This window comes from Streptomyces sp. NPDC017095 (assembly GCF_044332325.1).
Classification (GTDB): domain Bacteria; phylum Actinomycetota; class Actinomycetes; order Streptomycetales; family Streptomycetaceae; genus Streptomyces.
Genome location: NZ_JBIROU010000019.1, coordinates 87,494 through 101,166, shown reverse-complemented (window position 1 = coordinate 101,166; position 13,673 = coordinate 87,494). Strand labels below are relative to the sequence as shown.

The 13,673-nt window shown below is 72.9% G+C and carries 12 protein-coding genes; 5 read left to right on the top strand and 7 right to left on the bottom strand.

The genetic code is table 11. The annotated features are described in order from the left end of the window. Positions 1-234 precede the first annotated feature (234 nt). Positions 235-1,599, top strand: coding sequence for an endo-1,4-beta-xylanase (locus ACH4OA_RS30155; protein WP_397972355.1), 1,365 nt, complete (start codon positions 235-237; stop codon positions 1,597-1,599). Between the two features lie 395 nt (positions 1,600-1,994). On the opposite strand, the gene ACH4OA_RS30150 is transcribed toward ACH4OA_RS30155, so the two are convergent. After that, positions 1,995-3,140, bottom strand: coding sequence for an FAD-dependent oxidoreductase (locus ACH4OA_RS30150; protein WP_397972352.1), 1,146 nt, complete (start codon positions 3,138-3,140; stop codon positions 1,995-1,997). A 194-nt stretch (positions 3,141-3,334) separates the two neighbouring features. Next, positions 3,335-5,317: an amino acid transporter gene (locus ACH4OA_RS30145; protein ID WP_397972350.1), complete on the bottom strand. Its 1,983-nt coding sequence runs from the start codon at positions 5,315-5,317 to the stop codon at positions 3,335-3,337. A gap of 299 nt (positions 5,318-5,616) precedes the next feature. Here ACH4OA_RS30145 and ACH4OA_RS30140 point away from each other — a divergent pair, with 299 nt between their 5' ends. Beyond that, positions 5,617-6,963: a hypothetical protein gene (locus ACH4OA_RS30140; RefSeq protein ID WP_397972347.1), complete on the top strand. Its 1,347-nt coding sequence runs from the start codon at positions 5,617-5,619 to the stop codon at positions 6,961-6,963. A 27-nt stretch (positions 6,964-6,990) separates the two neighbouring features. Then, positions 6,991-7,242: a hypothetical protein gene (locus ACH4OA_RS30135; protein WP_397946834.1), complete on the top strand. Its 252-nt coding sequence runs from the start codon at positions 6,991-6,993 to the stop codon at positions 7,240-7,242. Between the two features lie 135 nt (positions 7,243-7,377). Here the strand turns inward: ACH4OA_RS30135 and ACH4OA_RS30130 are convergent, their stop codons facing one another. From ACH4OA_RS30130 to ACH4OA_RS30120, 3 genes are all read right to left on the bottom strand, one after another. Then, a complete protein-coding gene (locus tag ACH4OA_RS30130) occupies positions 7,378-7,800 on the bottom strand; it encodes a hypothetical protein (protein ID WP_397940880.1) in 423 nt (140 codons plus the stop codon). Between the two features lie 89 nt (positions 7,801-7,889). Further along, positions 7,890-8,339 carry a hypothetical protein gene (locus tag ACH4OA_RS30125; protein ID WP_397946835.1) on the bottom strand — a complete coding sequence of 150 codons (450 nt, stop codon included), beginning with the start codon at positions 8,337-8,339 and terminating at the stop codon, positions 7,890-7,892. A gap of 536 nt (positions 8,340-8,875) precedes the next feature. Continuing rightward, positions 8,876-9,526 carry a TetR/AcrR family transcriptional regulator C-terminal domain-containing protein gene (locus ACH4OA_RS30120; protein WP_397972346.1) on the bottom strand — a complete coding sequence of 217 codons (651 nt, stop codon included), beginning with the start codon at positions 9,524-9,526 and terminating at the stop codon, positions 8,876-8,878. Positions 9,527-9,593: 67 nt separating this feature from the next. On the opposite strand from ACH4OA_RS30120, the gene ACH4OA_RS30115 reads away from it, so the two are divergent. Continuing rightward, on the top strand, positions 9,594-10,988 hold the full coding sequence (locus tag ACH4OA_RS30115) for an FAD-dependent monooxygenase (protein ID WP_397972343.1): 1,395 nt from the start codon (positions 9,594-9,596) through the stop codon (positions 10,986-10,988). Positions 10,989-11,191: 203 nt separating this feature from the next. Here ACH4OA_RS30115 and ACH4OA_RS30110 read toward each other — a convergent pair whose 3' ends face one another. Beyond that, positions 11,192-11,683, bottom strand: coding sequence for an Lrp/AsnC family transcriptional regulator (locus tag ACH4OA_RS30110; protein WP_397940888.1), 492 nt, complete (start codon positions 11,681-11,683; stop codon positions 11,192-11,194). Positions 11,684-11,818: 135 nt separating this feature from the next. Here ACH4OA_RS30110 and ACH4OA_RS30105 point away from each other — a divergent pair, with 135 nt between their 5' ends. After that, a complete protein-coding gene (locus ACH4OA_RS30105) occupies positions 11,819-12,505 on the top strand; it encodes a nitroreductase family protein (RefSeq protein WP_397940890.1) in 687 nt (228 codons plus the stop codon). A gap of 40 nt (positions 12,506-12,545) precedes the next feature. Here the strand turns inward: ACH4OA_RS30105 and ACH4OA_RS30100 are convergent, their stop codons facing one another. After that, positions 12,546-13,565 carry a LuxR C-terminal-related transcriptional regulator gene (locus ACH4OA_RS30100; RefSeq protein WP_397946838.1) on the bottom strand — a complete coding sequence of 340 codons (1,020 nt, stop codon included), beginning with the start codon at positions 13,563-13,565 and terminating at the stop codon, positions 12,546-12,548. Positions 13,566-13,673 lie beyond the last annotated feature (108 nt).

Genomic DNA, 13,673 nt, shown 5'->3' with positions numbered 1-13,673 from the left:
GCGAAACATTCGGACCTCTTTCGGAACGCGCTGCGTCACGTTAGGGGCGCCGGAAAGCGGCGTCAACCACTCCTACAGGAGCACAACTCCCCCGCGAGCCAAGGCGGGGTCGACCTTCGGCCAACCGCTCGAAGTGCTGCGCGAACCGTTGACCGCTGTCCCGCTGGTTCGTAATCTGCGCGTCACATTCGATAACTGATGCGAAAGTTTCGAAGAAACGGAGCTGGCATGTTCATGTCTAGAGCACTTCCCAGGCGGGCGGCCGGGGTGTTCACCTCGGTGCTGCTCGCCGCGACGACGGCCACGGCCCTGTCGCACAGCGCCGCCGCCGCCGACGGCACCCTCGGCTCGGCCGCCGCCGCGAAGGGCCGCTACTTCGGCACCGCCGTGGCGGCGGGCCACCTCGGCGAGTCCGCGTACACCGGCACGCTCGACCGCGAGTACAACGCGGTGACGCCGGAAAACGAAATGAAGTGGGACGCCACCGAGTCCACCCGGAACACCTTCACCTTCGGCGCCGCCGACCAGATCGTCGGCCACGCGCAGAGCAAGGGCATGAAGATCCGCGGACACACGCTGGTGTGGCACTCCCAGCTGCCCTCCTGGGTCTCCGGTCTGGGCGCCGCCGATCTGCGCACGGCGATGAACAACCACATCACCCAGGTCATGCAGCACTACAAGGGCAAGATCTACGCCTGGGACGTCGTCAACGAGGCCTTCCAGGACGGCTCCAGCGGCGCCCGGCGCAGCTCGCCCTTCCAGGACAAGCTGGGCAACGGCTTCATCGAGGAGGCGTTCCGCACCGCCCGGTCCGTCGATCCCGACGCCAAGCTCTGTTACAACGACTACAACACCGACGGCGTCAACGCGAAGAGCAACGCGGTCTACAACATGGTCAAGGACTTCAAGGCCCGCGGCGTGCCGATCGACTGTGTGGGCTTCCAGTCCCACTTCAACAGCGCCTCGCCGGTCCCGTCCGACTACCAGGCCAACCTGCAGCGCTTCGCCGACCTCGGCGTGGACGTGCAGATCACCGAGCTGGACATCGAGGGATCCGGCACCGCGCAGGCCAACAACTACGCCAACGTGGTCAAGGCCTGCCTGGCCGTCACCCGCTGCACCGGCATGACCGTCTGGGGCATCACCGACAAGTACTCCTGGCGCAGCAGCGGCACCCCGCTGCTGTTCGACTCCAACTACGCGAAGAAGCCCGCGTACGACGCCGTCCTGACCACGCTCGGCGGTACCGGGGGCGGTGACGGGGGCGGCGGTGGCGGCGGCAACGGCGGCGACCCCACTGCGGCGTGCACCGTCGCCTACGCCCGGACCTCCGACTGGAACGACGGCTACAACGGCCAGGTCACGGTGACGGCCGGCTCCGCGCCGATCACGAACTGGACGGTGACCCTCACCTTCCCCTCCGGACAGCAGGTGTCCGCGCTCTGGAACGGCAGCCCGACCTGGAACGGCAGCACCGCGACGGTCCGCTCCACCTACAACGGCAGCCTCGCGGCGGGCGCCTCGACCGATTTCGGCTTCACCGTCATGAAGAACGGCAACGCGGCGGCTCCCACGCTCGGGACCTGCACGGCGTCCTGAGCACCGGACCCCGTCCGGCCGGAGCCCAGGCCCGCGCGGGTCCGGGCGGCCGGTCGTCAGGGGGGCCGGTCGTCAGAGGGGCCGGTCGTCAGAGGGGCCGCCGGCGGGCGGCTCCCCCGGCCGGCGGCGAGGCCCTGACGCCGCGACGCCCGCCCCGGCCGCGGGCGGAGCGAGGACGGTCGCGGCCGGCGGGTCCGGGACCAGGGCCCGCAGGCCGCCTGACCTACGAGGCGGCGGCCGGGCCCCGCCACCCGCGTGCGCACCGCGCCGCGGGCACCGCGCACGCCCGGGTGCCTCAGGCCGGGCCGCACCGTGTCCGCACGGACGTGGCCGTGGCGCACGCGGAGGCGTGGCGCGGGTGCCGCCGTCCGGCCCGTGACCCGCGAGGAGTGCCCTCAGCTGCCGGCGCGCGGGGTCTGCTCCTCCGCGCCGAACGCGGCGAACAGGCCGTGGGGTGTGTCGTCGCCGAAGAGGAGCGCGTTCACCCGGTCGCCCTCGACCGCGGCTTCGGCACTGCGCGGGAACATGGCCCGCTCGTAGGCGGCGAGCGCGGCTTCGGTGTCGCCGGGGTGCGCGGCGAGCGCCTCGCCGAGTTCGGCACCGTCGTACATGGCCAGGTTGGCGCCTTCGCCGTTCGGAGCCGAGAGGTGGGCGGCGTCGCCGATCAGGGTCACCCCCGGGACCCGGTCCCACCGGTGCTCGGCCGGCAGCGCGTACAGCGGGCGCAGGAGCGGCGCCGTGTCGCTGTCGGTGATCAGCGCGGTGAGTTCCGGCGCCCATCCGGCGAACTCCTCGGCGATCCGCTCGGCGGCCGCGGTGCCATCGGTGAAGTCGATGGCGTCGAACCAGTCCTGCTCTTCGGTGAGCGCCACGTAGGTGTGCAGGGTGCCGCCCTTCTCCCGGTGCGTCTGGATGGCCTTTCCCGGCGCGAGCGCGAACATCGACCCGCCGCCGGCCGTCTTGGCGGCGGCGGGGTGCCGGGTGTCGCTGTCGTACAGGTACGTCTCGACGCACGACCTGCCGACGTACTCGGGTACGGCGTCGGAGAGCAGCGGCCGGACGCGGGACCACGCGCCGTCCGCGCCGACCAGCAGGCTCGTGACGACGGTGGCGCCGTCGGCGAAGGCGACCTCGTGGCGGCCCTCGCCGAGGGAGCGTACGGCGCCGACCTTGCGCCCCCAGCGGACGGTCCCGGCCGGGAGCGAGTCGAGCAGGAGCTGCCGCAGCTCCCCGCGCTGCACCTCCGGGCGTCCTCCGGTGCCGTCGTCGGCCTTGTCGAACAGGACGGTCCCGTCCCGGTCGAGGAACCGTATGGCCTGGCGGCCGGGCAGGACGAGGCCGTGGAACTCGTCGATCAGACCGGCCGCCCGCAGGGCGATCTGACCGTTGTAGTCGTGGATGTCGAGCATGCCGCCCTGCGCGCGGGCCGTCGGCGAGACCTCCGCCTCGTAGACCGTGGCCGGGATGCCGTGGACGTGGAGGACACGGGCGAGGGTCAGTCCTGCGAGCCCGGCGCCGATGATCGTGACGTCCGTGGTCATGGTGAGTCCTTGTCTGTCGCACGCCTGCCGGACGGGATCCGGCGGGATCACCGGAAAGGTCCCAGACCACACCGACAGCCGGCCGACACCCGGCCGACAGCGCCGACACCCGGCCGACAGCCGGCTCCGCCGCGCGCGGAGGCGCGGCGGAGCCGGTGGGTGCCGATCGCCGCCGGGTCCCGACGCGGCCGGGGTCAGCTGCCGACGTGGATGCCGGGACGGCGCTCGGGATCGGGCTCGTTCCTGCGGATGATCTCCCGGGTGACGGGCGCGGTGTCGCCGCGACCAAGGAGGAAGTAGCGGAACATGTGCTTGAGCGGGCTGCCTTCGGCCCAGGCGAAGTAGCAGTGCGGGCGGACGCCTGTGGCGTTGCGCAGGGCCAGCAGGATCGCGGCGATGGCGTTGGGGGCGGCCGGGGCCTGGGCGCGCAGGACGCGGTAGCCGTCGACCTCGACACCGTGGACGGTCAGGGTGTCGCTGAAGTCGGAGGGGTCGACCACGTCGATCTCCAGGAACAGGACGTCGGCGCGGCCCGGCACCGGGTTCGCGCCGCGCTGTTCGCGTTCCTTGTCGGCGTACTCGGCCCGGTCGCCGGCCTGGCGCCGGTTGGCGATGATGTTGAGGGAGTGGTCGTAGGCCAGGCTGTCGGCGACGAACCGGCGTGCCGCGGCGTCGAACTCGATGCTGTCGGCACGCAGTTCCGTGGTGCGGGTGATCCGCGAGACCAGGGAGACGAGGACGATGCCGGCGATGAAGACGCCGGAGATGGCTATGCCGTCGGGCTTGTCGACGATGTTCGCCACCAGCGCGTACAGCAGCGCCGCGGTGAGCGCGGCGAAGCCGGTGCTCCGGGCGCGCTGCCGGCGGCGGGCGGCGGAGACGGTGACGGCGAACGCGCCGGAGACCATCATGGCGAGCACGCCGGTGGCGTAGGCGCCGGCCTGGGCGTTGACGTCGGCGTCGAAGGCGATGGTGATGCCCACGCAGATGGCCGTGTAGACCAGGACGACCGGCCGCACCGCCCGTCCCCACTCGGGGGCCATGCCGTAGCCGGGCAGGTAGCGGGGCACGATGTTGATCAGTCCCGCCATCGCGGAGGCGCCGGCGAACCAGAGGATCAGGATAGTGCTGATGTCGTAGACGGTGCCGAACGCCTCTCCGACGTGCTCGTGGGCCAGCCAGGCCAGGGCCCTGCCGTTGGCGCCGCCCCCCGCTTTGAACTCGTCCGCGGGGATGAGCACCGTGGTGACGAAGCTGGCGGACAGCAGGTAGACGCTCATGACGAGTGCGGCGGCGGTGAGCAGCTTGCGGGTGTTGCGGATGCGCGCCGCCAGCCGCTGCTCCGCGTCGGCGCCGTCGGCGGTCACCAGCGGCATCATGCTCACCCCGGTCTCGAACCCGGACAGGCCCAGCACCAGCAGGGGAAACGCCAGCAGCGCGGGGCCGGCGAGGTCGCCGAAGCCGCCCCCGGTGTCGCGCAGGGCACCGGTCCACGCGGCCCAGGCGCCGTCGGTGGTGAAGACCTGGACCAGCCCCACGGCGATGACGACGGCGTTGAGGGCGAGGAAGGCGGCCACCAGCGGGATGGCCACGCTGACCGCCTCGCTGAAGCCCAGCAGGAACACCGCGCCGAGCAGCACCAGCAGGCCCACCGTGATGAGTACCTCGTGACCGTGCAGGGCGTGGGGCAGATAGGGGTTCTCCACCAGGTGCACGGACGCGTCCGCCGCGGAGAGAGTGATGGTGATGATCCACGAGGTGGCGACGAAGCCGAGCAGCACCAGCACGAACAGCTTGCCCTGCCAGAACGGCAGCAGATCCTCCAGCATCGCCACCGATCCGGCGCCGTGCGGGCTCTCCCGCGCCACCCGCCGGTACATCGGCAGCATGCCCAGCAGGGTCAGCACCACGATGATCAGCGTCGCCAGCGGAGAGACGGCCCCGGCCGCCAGGGCGGCGATCGCCGGCACGTAGGCCAGGCTGGAGAAATAGTCGACGCCGGTCAGGCACATCACCTTCCACCAGGCATGCGACTCGCCGTGCCCCTCACCGGCGGCCGGCCCGACCGGCTGCACCCGGTGCCGCAGCAGCCAGCCGGCCAGCCGGCCGGTGGGCTGGGCGCGCAGCGCGGGACTGTCCACCACGGCCGGCAGGACCGGCTCCTTCTCGTTCTTCACGGCCTTCAGCCGTCCTCTCCCCGTACGACTCGTCGGCACCACTGGACGCTCCCCCGCCGGACGGCCGCCACGCGTGCGTCTCGGCTCCTGTCGCCCCGGCCGGGTGGACATCCAGTGCCTGATAGTTGTTACCCACGGGCGGTGAATCATTCGATCAAGCCCGCGGCGATCCGGCACCGGCCCCGGTCCCCGGCGGCCACGGCGGCTCCCGGCGGTCCTGGCGGTCCTTGGAAGGGCAGCGATCCCCATCCTGGATCACAATGGGACACATGTGACGGCCGACTCGTGGAGGCGCGGTGATGGAGGGCAACGCCGGGGACGAGGAGGAGGCCGTCGAGGAGCGTGACGGGTACGACGGCGAACTCGACGACAGCGAAGCCGACGCCGGGGAGACCGACGAGTACACCGAAGCCGACGCGGACATCGACGAGTACACCGAACCCGAGCCGTACGACGTCGAGCCGGAGCCCTACGGCAGGGCCGCCCCGGCGCGTGAGACCGCGGTCGGCCCCGCCGGCGAGACGGCCGGCGTCCGCCTGCGGGCCGGTGTGGACCCCGATGTCTTCCTCGACGTCCCGGTACTGAAGGTCGACGAGATCGAGCTGGACGTCGAGGACCTGCGCGCGCACGTCTCGCTCCAGGCCGAGGTACTCGATCTGGTACGACTGAACGTGGGCGCCGATGTCTCGCTGGGCCGGGTGCACCTGGGCATCTCGGGCGTGGACGCGCAGGCCCAGCTCCGGGTGCGTCTCGACAACGTCGCGGCGATCATCAACCGTGTGCTCACCACGCTCGACCGCAATCCGGAGATCCTGCACGAGCTGGCCCGGGGCGTCGGGTCGGCTGTGCAGGACGTGGGCGGCGGAGCCCGCCGGGCCATCGGCGAGCTGGGGACGGGGGCCGGAAGCGCCGTGCAGGATGTCGGGCTGGGCGCCCGGGCCGCCGTACGGGACGTCGGGCGCGGTGTCGGCTCGGCGGCGCGGGACGTCGGCCGGGGAGCCGGAGCGGCCGTTCAGGACGTGGGCGGCGGCGTGGGCTCGGCGGCGCGGGACGTCGGGCAGGGAGCCGGAAGCGCCGTCGGGGATGTGGGCACCGGTGCAGGGCGCGTGGTGGAGGACGTCGGCGGTGAGGCGGGCCGGACGGTCGGCGCGACGGGCGCGGTGGCCGGCGGCACCGGCGCAAGGGCGGCCGAGGAAGCCGCGGGGGTAACCGAGGTGGCGAACGAGGCAGGCCGGACCGTCCGCACGACGGGCGCGGCGGCCGGCGGCACCGGCGCAAGGGCGGCCGAGGAAGCCGCGGGGGTAACCGAGGTGGCGAACGAGGCAGGCCGGACCGTCCGCACGACGGGCGCGGCGGCCGGCGGCACCGGCGCGAGGGCGGTCGCCAAGGAGACTGCGGCGGAGGAGGCGGTACGGGACAGCCGTGCGGCCGTCGCGGACAGCGTCCCGGCCGCGGCGGCCGGTACCGCGCACCCCGCCGATTCCGCCGGGCGGGGCGCGGTCCGCAGGCCCGCGGAGGAGGGCCGACGCCGGGCCGTCCGGGGTCAGGAAGGCACCCGTGCGCGCCGAGCACGCACCGAGGACGGCAAACCGGCGGCCCGGCCCCGTCGCCGCCGGCCCGCCGAGGAACCGGACGAGCCGCCGTGAACAGGGGGCGCGGAGACGGAGAGCGAGGTGTGGGACATCTCGTTCCGGTCGACGGTCCGTGCCGAACGTCTCCGCTTCACGGAGGAACCGCGGACGGCCGTCCGCTTCCCCGGCACCGGGGCGCGGCAGTCGGTGAGCCACAGCGACCGCACCAGCCTCCCCGACCGGATCGAGCCCGGCCGGGAGTACCGCGACGTCACCGTCTCCTACCGCCTCGCCACCCGGCTCACCGGGGCGGAGGACACAGAGAACGGCTCGGAACCGCTCGGCGGTCCCTGAAGTCCCCCGCGGATAGCAGTGTTCCGTTTCGCCTGCACCCCCGCACCACCGCCTCCACACCTCTGGCCGCAACGGTCATCGGTGCCTGACGGAGGCCCCGCCTCACCGACCGCCTACCGCCAGCCGGACGGCCGCTCAGCTCCGCCCGGCCGGCGTCCACGGCTTCTCGGGCGGCGGCGGGCCCTCCAGAGCGCTGCGGATCTTCTCCTTCAGACTCTTCGGCGAGGCTTCCTTCTCCTCCGTCACATGCATGAGCCGTGCGACGGACACCCGTATGTGACACTCGCGGTGGCGCTGCCTGACGAGCACCACCCAGCTCCCGTCCCGGGTGAGCAGTGCGTGCCGGGCCGGCTCGTCTCCGGGCCGGGCGTGCCGGGCGAGCACGTGCGGTGTGTAGTGCAGCGCCGCGTCCTCCGCGGCTGCCACCGCCTGTGCCTCGTCCCCGTCGATGGGATGAGTGCCCACCAGCATCCAGCGGTGCAGTCTCAGTTCCACGCCGTCGACGCGTTCGGTCTCACGAGTGTCCTCTTCGATGAGGACGTACCAGGCAGCAGTCACGGCTGGGGCCTCTCTGTCTTCCGGGGCCGAGGCCAGCCAGCGGGGTCACCCGGCGAATATACCTTCCGGACCTGCCGGAACGCGGTGCCTCAGGGGCGGCGGCGGTCGGTGCGGGGGGCTTGCGGGCACGGAGGGCGGTTCCGGGGCGGGCCGGTCGGCTGGGACGGCGGCCGGCGGGCGGCGGCCAGGAGCGCGGTGACCCGTGCGGGGTCGGAGCCGGTGATGGTGGCGATGCGGTCGATGCTCAGCCGGAGGTCGTCGTGCAGGAGCGCGGTGTCCTCGGCCGGGCTGGGGGTGCGGCCGGCGCGCTGGGCGACGGCCCGGGTGTGCCGTTCCCAGGCCCAGGCGGAGGGGCACCGCCTGGTCATGACCCAGGTCCAGTTGCCGGCGACGAGGTCGAAGAGCTGGGCGACGCTGACCTGGGCCTCCTCTTGTGGCAGGCGTGCGGCGGCGTAGGCGTGGTAGACGGGGCGGTGCAGGTCGCAGAAGGCGTGGAAGGCCGTGGTGAGTACGGCCGAGGTGGGCGGTGTGGGCTCCATGGTCCTTCCCTGGCGATGGACGGACGAGTCGGCTGTGGGCGGTGGGGCGTTCTTCGGCGGCTGCGTGAGCGCGGGGCCGGCCGGTGGCGTCGGGAGGCTTCGCCGGGCGACGGTGAGCCGACCGGTTCCCCGTAGGGCCGGGGACACCCCGGACGTACGGCGCCCGGCCGGGCGGAGACGCGCGGACCGGCCGGCGCGCGGCCGAGGCCGTCGGCGCTGACGGGGTGCTGGGTGGCGGCACGGATGACCACGCGTCGCGGACGATCTCGACGTACCTCCGGGAAAGATCACGCTGGCCTGAGGGCATGCGGGAGACGAAGGACTCGCGGATGCCCCCACGTATGGCGGGTTCCCGCTGACGGCGGTCCGAGCCGTCCCTCGTACAGGTGAAGGCGCGAGCCGGACGCTGACGCGGGCGGCGCACGTCCGCATGCCCCGGGGAGCGCGCGCTCAAGCGGCGCGTGCCCCGGGGGACGCGCTCAGACGCCGGATGCCCCGGAGTGCGCGCTCAGACGTCGAATGGCCCGGGGGCGCGTTCAGCCGATCCCGTACCGTGCGCCAATCCCCGCGACGACGAGCGCCAGACCCTCCTCGAACTGCCGGTCGTAGTCGTCGAAGAGGAGCCTGCCGGCCTCGGCGGCGAGGGGGAAGTCGGCCATACGACGGGCGCGTTCCTCGATGTCGAAGCCCTCCCGGGGCTCGCCCGGCAGGGGCCGTACGCCCTGTTCCTCGATGACGAAGCCGATGGTGTAGGCGTTCACCGTGCGGCCCGCGTCGACCGCCTGCACCAGGGTGAACCCGGCCTCGGTCAGCAGCCGCAGGTTCGCCTCCAGGGCGGGGGCGTGGTCCGTGCCCGTGAACCGGGAGCCGCTGAACACCTTCGCGCCGTCGCGGTAGCCGAGCAGCGCGGTCCGCAGTCCGTGGCTCATGGCGAGCAGCCGTTCCCGCCAGGTGTCGGCGGGGTCGAGCACGGTCCCGGCGACCATCCGCCGGTACATCTGGGTGGCCATCTCGTCCAGCAGCGCCTGCTTGTCCCGGAAGTGCCAGTACAGGGCGGGTGCCTTGACGTCCAGTTCCTTGGCGATGGCGCGCAGTGTCAGCCCGTCCAGGCCGACCTCGTTCAGCAGCCGCAGGGCCGTGTCGGCGACCCGCTCGCGGTCGAGGGGGGTGCGTTTCTCCGTACTCACACTTGACAGCTTAACAACGTTAAGTGCAGTCTCGACCCGTCACTTAACGACGTTAAGGGGAAATCTGATGGATACGGCAAATGCGAGGGACGTTCTCGTCGTGGGCGCGGGCCCGACCGGTCTCACGCTCGGGATCGACCTGGCGCGGCAGGGCGTGGACGCGCTGGTGGTGGAGCGCGGGGAGCACCTGTTCCCGGGGTCGCGCGGCAAGGGGATCCAGCCGCGCACCCAGGAGGTCTTCGACGACCTCGGCGTGCTGGACGCGATCCGGGCGGCCGGCGGCCGCTACCCGAACCGGATGATCTGGAAGAACGGCGAACGGATCGGCGAGCAGCCGATGTTCGAGACGCTGGACGCGGACGACGGCACGCCCTGCACCGAACCGCTGATGATCCCGCAGTGGCGGACGCAGGAGGTCCTGTACGCGCGGCTGACCCGGCTCGGAAGCGAGGTCGCCTTCGGACACGAGGTGACGGCCCTGACACAGGACGGACAGGGGGTGACGGCCCGGTTCGCCGACGGTACGGCAGTGCGCGCGCGGTACGTCGTCGCGGCCGACGGCGGGCGCTCGGCCGTCCGGCAGGCGCTGGGCGTCGGGATGGCCGGGGAGACGGTCGACCCGGCGCCGTTCGTGGTGGCCGACCTGCGGCTGACGGGCCTGGACCGCGACCACTGGCACGCCTTCCCCGGGGACGACGGCAGCGTCCTGGGCCTGTGCCCGCTGGCCGGGACGGAGGACTTCCAGCTGGCGGCGCGCCTGCCGGTGGGAACGCGCCCGGACCTCTCCCCGGGTGGCATCCGCGAACTCGTCGCCCATTACACGCACTTGGGCGCGGCAGACGTGACGGAGGTGCGCTGGGCGTCCGGCTTCCGGCCGCGGGCGGCCCTGGCGGACCGGTTCCGGGTGGGCCGGGTGTTCCTGGCGGGAGACGCGGCGCACGTGCACTCGCCGGCCGGTGCCCAGGGTCTGAACACCAGCGTGCAGGACGCCTACAACCTGGGCTGGAAGCTGGGTGCGGTGCTGCGGGCGGAGGCGCCGGACGCGCTGCTGGACACCTACGAGGAGGAGCGCCGGGCGAATGCCGTGGCCATGCTGGAGCTGTCGACGGGCGTGCACCGCGGGGAAGTGCGGCGCGGCAAGGCGACGGTGCAGCTCGGGGTGGGTTACCGGGAGTCGTCCCTCAGCGTCGACACGCGCCCGGAGGCCGAGGGCCTGCGCGCGGGTGACCGCGCCCCCGACGGCACGGTGGCGGGCGTACGGCTCTTCGACGCGTTCCGGGGGCCGCACTGGACGCTGCTGGGGGCGACCCTTCCGGGACTCCCCTCACTCCCCGCTCCCCCGCGCTCGTACGGTCCGGGCGTCTTCCTCGTCCGCCCGGACGGATACGTGGGCTGGGCGGGCGACACCACGGAGGGCTTGCGCGCGTACGCGGAACGGACGGGGGCTGTCATCGCGCCGTGAGGCGGAAACCGCGTGAAGCGGACACCGTGAGGGGCGGGAACCGCATGAGGCGGGAGCCGTGAGGGGCGGGAGCGGGGTCGCGGCGGTCGGCGGCGCGGGCGCGGGATGCGCTCGACCCCGTTCCCGGTCGACCGGTGGCGCCAGGTCACCGCGGTGGCGGGTCATCCCCGGCGTGGGTCCCGACTCTCTGAGACCCGACTCCCTCAGTCCCGACTTTCCGCGCGGCCGGCCACCTCGTCGACCAGGGGCTGGACCCGGTACGGGATGACCGCGCTCAGGGCGATGACCGTCGTGCTGCGGCGTACGCCCGGCACCTCCAGGACGTGGTCGATCACCTCTTGCACCTGCTGGTTGCTCGTGCCGGCGATGCGGCACCAGATGTCGCCGGGGCCCGTCACGATGTGGGCCTCGAGGATCTGCGGCACGGCCCGCAAGCGCGCGGTGATGGCCGCGCGGGCCGACTGGTCCACCTCGAACGTGGTGAACGCCTCGACCCCGTGGCCGAGCGCGGCGACGTCCACGTCCGGGCCGTAGCCGGTCACCACGCCGGAGCCGGTCAGCCGGTCGAGCCGTGCCTGCAACGTGCCGCGTGCGACGCCGAGTTGGCGGGCGATCTCCAGCAGGCCCTCACGCGGGCGCTCCCGGAGCAGGCGCAGCATCCGGCCGTCGAGCGGGTCGAGCCCCTGTCGCGCCACCGTACCTGCCGATCTGTGCCCTGCCAGGCACCTCAGCCCCTCGTTCTTTGTCAGATTAGCAACGGGAGGAAGTGTCTGTTGCCTATTCGGCTGCCGGTGGCCCACGCTGTGGCCCCCGGTCCGTGAGGAGCAGTCGTGAGGCAGCACACCCATCCGTTCATCCCTTACCGGCCCGACCGGTACGACGAGGCCGAGATGGTCCGGCGCGGGAAGGAGTTCGTGTCATTCCTCGACGGCCGGCGCAGCGTGCGGTTCTTCAGTGCCGAGCCGGTCCCGCGCGCGTGCGTCGACCTCGCCATCGCCGCGGCGAACACCGCCCCTTCCGGGGCCCACTTCCAGCCGTGGAAGTTCGCCGTGATCGGCGACACCGGGACCAAGCACCGCATCCGGGTCGCCGCCGAGCAGGAGGAGCGGGTCAATTACGAGGGCGGACGGATCCCGCCCGAGTGGCGCGCCGCGCTCGCGCGCCTCGAAACGAGTGCGGACAAGAGCTACCTCGACGTCGTGCCGTGGATCGTGGTCTGCTTCGCCGAGAAGAGCACCGCGCTGCCGGACGGTTCGCTGCGCAAGAACTACTACGTGAACGAGAGCGTGGGCATCGCGTGCGGCTTCTTCCTCGCCGCCCTGCACGCGATGGGGCTGAGCACCCTGACCCACACGCCCAACCCGATGGGCTTCCTCACCGAGATCTGCGGGCGGCCCGGCAACGAACGGCCCTACATCCTCTTCCCCGTCGGCTACGCGGCCGCCGACTGCGAGGTCCCGGACCTGGCACGCAAAACGCTGGCGGAGGCGACCGCCGAGAGCCCGGGCCCGCGCTGACGGCCGGGCCCTCCTCATCGGGGCGGGGAGCCGGTCCGGTTCAGTCGACCAGGCCGAGGCGGACGGCGGTCACCCCGGCCTCGAACCGGCTGGAGGTGCCGAGTCTGCCCATGATCTGGCGCATCAGGCGGCGCAGGGTGCGGTCGGAACAGCCCAGCCGGCGGGCGATGGCGTCGTCCTTGGCGCCGGTGGCCAGCAGCGTCAGTACCTCGCGTTCGAGCACGGACAGTTCGGGTCCGGCGCATCCGGGCCCGGCGGACCCCGTCCCGGTGGTCCGCTCCGTGTGCGGCCGGGCGAGGTCCCAGGCGTGGAGGAAGACCTGGGCGAAGCACTGCGCCACGGGTGTGCTGTGCAGGATGACGTCGCCGCCCTCGCCCCGCGGTCCGGCCCCCACGCCGATGACGACGACCGTACGGTCCATGATGTTCATGTGGAGCGGTACGGTCGCCGTGACCCGCACCTCGACCCCGGCGTCGATCAGCGCGTGCAGATAGCGGGCCGGCGCGGGTGAGCGCAGCGCCTGCTGGGAGGTCAGCACGCGCATCCGGATGCCGCTGGCCGCCATCTCCAGGTCCCGCACGAGGCTGGCGTCCAGGACGCGCGCGTCGGGGAAGGCGTTGCGCATCGCCAGGAACTCCTCCCGGCTCAGCGCGTCCAGTTCCTCCAGCCGCTGCCGGGTGCGTGCGCGGTCCGTGAAGAACTCCGTCTCCACGGTGTCTCGGGGGCCGGGCCGGGGGGCCGCCAGCAGGGACAGCACGTCGTCCAGCGCCCGCGCGTCCCGGCTGAGCCCCTCGACCGTCTCCCGCAGGCGGCGCCGGTGCTCCGCTACGACGTGCCGCAGGGCGCGCTCCGGAGGGCTGAGCCGTTCGCCGCTCGCGTCCAGGAGCCGCCGCTCCGCCAGCCACCGCGTCAACTCGGCGGAGATGTCCCGCAGTTCCTCCTGCTCGGTGGTGCCCCTCGCGTCGGATGCCTCGATCCGCTCCACCATGGCCAGGTAGGCGTCTTTCGCCTCGGAGTCCGCCGGCCGGCGACCCCGCGAAGGGTTCTGCTGCGCATGCATGCGCGCACGATACGGGCGCCTCACAACCGACGACCAGCCCGGCCCCCGGGCCCGGGGGCCGCGCCGGGGGCGGGAGCGAGGCCGGAGTCGCGAGGGCGGGCGAGGGCG